The sequence below is a fragment of the Coleofasciculus sp. F4-SAH-05 genome (assembly GCF_040222985.1).
Classification (GTDB): domain Bacteria; phylum Cyanobacteriota; class Cyanobacteriia; order Cyanobacteriales; family Coleofasciculaceae; genus Coleofasciculus; species Coleofasciculus chthonoplastes.
The window spans coordinates 1-2094 of sequence record NZ_JAVKBY010000104.1 but is presented as its reverse complement, the minus strand read 5'-3'; the positions used below and the strand labels follow the sequence as shown (position 1 = coordinate 2094).

The following is a 2094-nucleotide window of genomic DNA, read 5'->3' as shown; positions in this document are numbered from 1 at the left end:
GTTTTGTTTTGCTAATAAAGTGCGCGCCTCACCGATTACTGTTGATAAAAACCCGCCCGCCTCACCGATAACTGTTGAACAAAACCCGCCCGCCTCACCGATAACTGTTGAACAAAACCCGCCCGCCTCACCGATAACTATTTAACAAAACCCGCCCTCCTCACCGATAACTATTTAACAAAACCCGCCCTAATTGATAAATCTGATGACACTACCCACCTGGATTACATTTTCTCGATTACTGGGATTGCCCTTTATTCTATATGGACTGCATGATCCCACAGCTCAAACACGCTGGATTTGTCTGGCAATCTTTCTAATCGCCGCAGCTACGGATTGGTTAGATGGTTATCTGGCGCGAAAACTGGATCAAGTGACGGATTTGGGCAAATTTCTTGATCCGTTAGTGGATAAATTATTAGTTTTAGCCCCCCTTTTAGCCTTGATTGAATTAAACCAAGTTCCCGCCTGGGGTGTGTTTCTAATATTAGCGCGGGAATTAGCGATCGCGGGTTGGCGAGTGAACCCCAATTTGACCCAGGAAATTAGTGGCGCAAATAGTTGGGGCAAACTTAAAACTGTAACTCAAATTACAGCAATTGCCCTATTAATTGCACCACTTCCTCCGGTGTGGGAGATGCCATCCCTTGTCCTATTCTGGCTATCCGTTATCCTCACCCTAATTTCTGGGGGAATTTACATCTTGCCTCAACTTGCGGCTAATAGTTGGTCATCTAAGGAGAAATCAACCTCCGCTTCGTGACGCCCAGAGGCTAAGTAATCGTTTTGGAACGAATCCTTAAGCCCTGATATCAAGTCATACTCCGGTTCCCAATTGAGTTGAGTCTTGGCTTTATGGACATCCGCAAAAAAGTGTTGGGTTCGCAGGGGGAACGCTTTGCGCTTGCCAAAATCAAACTTTTTGGGATTGTAATGTAACAAGTCGAAATCCTCAGGAGATTTGCCCCCTGCCACAATACAGGCGTTTGCCAAGCCGTCAAAGGTCACATAGCGATCGCCGGATACATTATAAACTTGTCCAATCGCTTGCTGGTTCCCTAGTACCAGAGACATGGCACGGGCTAAGTCTTTACAATGCCCCAGTTGTGTGATATAGAGACCACTATTAGGGATGAGAATGGGGCGATCGCGAACGATACGGTCAAAGAACCAGGCTTCTAAGTCATTATAGTTTTGAGGTCCATAGATATAAGTTGGACGAATCGCGGTAAACGGCATTCCTTGGGCTTCTAGATACGCTTCCGTCTCATGTTTACCCTTGTGGCGACTTTTCGGATCTACAGGATCACCTTCAACATGGGGCATTTGGTCAGATTGTAAATAGACTCCCGCCGAACTCATATAGACAAAATGCTGTACTTTGTCTTTAAATATCTCGACTAGGGGTTGAGTATCACTGAGTTCCCGCCCATTATTATCAAAAATGGCATCAAACGCTTCTCCCGACAGCTTTTCCTTGAGTTGAGTCGCGTCTTTGCGATCGCAGTGAATCTGTTGTACCCCTTCGACAGGCGCTGGTTTATTACCCCGGTTGAACAGTACCACCTCATGTCCTTGTTCAACCAAGATTTTGGTTAAGTAGACTCCGATGAAGCGAGTACCACCCATGATTAAAATTCGCATGATTATCCTTTCTGTCTAATCCTGTATGGGAATTTTACAGTCATTTGTCCTTGGTTACGGGTTTGTCATCCTTCATCCAGAGTCTGTCACCTCAAAAGTCCTGATCCAAACCACCACCAGAGAATTAGTGATCGGATCGTCCTCGTTGAAGAGCGATCGCATTGTCTACAGTACCATTGCCATGACTCAAGACCACCCGAATCGCGAGGGGCTACCCCTTCAACGAAGTAAGGGGTAGGGGGATAGCGAAAAATGCGAGGGGTCAATCCCCGAAGTATTTTCAATCTCTCTCTTTCTATCTCATTCTATCCCATGTGGTGGTATAGTTTAGCCATGAAACAAGTTCTCACAATAGTTGTAAAGCTCCAACCCTCTCCTGAACAAGTTGCCTTCTTAGAGGCAACTCTTCAGGCGTTTGCGGACGCTTGTAACTACGTGAACGAAAACACA

General features: G+C 45.9%; 3 protein-coding genes. 2 read left to right on the top strand and 1 reads right to left on the bottom strand.

Going from position 1 to position 2094, the window contains the following annotated elements; genetic code table 11:
* Positions 1-205 precede the first annotated feature (205 nt).
* Positions 206-763, top strand: coding sequence for a CDP-diacylglycerol--glycerol-3-phosphate 3-phosphatidyltransferase (gene pgsA, locus RIG27_RS13400; protein WP_446341645.1), 558 nt, complete (start codon positions 206-208; stop codon positions 761-763).
* Here pgsA and RIG27_RS13395 read toward each other — a convergent pair.
* On the bottom strand, positions 709-1644 hold the full coding sequence (locus tag RIG27_RS13395; RefSeq protein WP_446345844.1) for an NAD-dependent epimerase/dehydratase family protein: 936 nt from the start codon (positions 1642-1644) through the stop codon (positions 709-711). The two genes, pgsA and RIG27_RS13395, sit on opposite strands and share 55 nt — an antisense overlap.
* A 25-nt stretch (positions 1645-1669) precedes the next feature.
* Between RIG27_RS13395 and RIG27_RS13390 the strand changes: the two genes are divergently transcribed.
* Complete coding sequence (locus RIG27_RS13390) at positions 1670-1882, top strand: hypothetical protein (RefSeq protein ID WP_446345842.1); 213 nt, start codon at positions 1670-1672, stop codon at positions 1880-1882.
* The last annotated feature ends 212 nt before the right edge of the window (positions 1883-2094 follow it).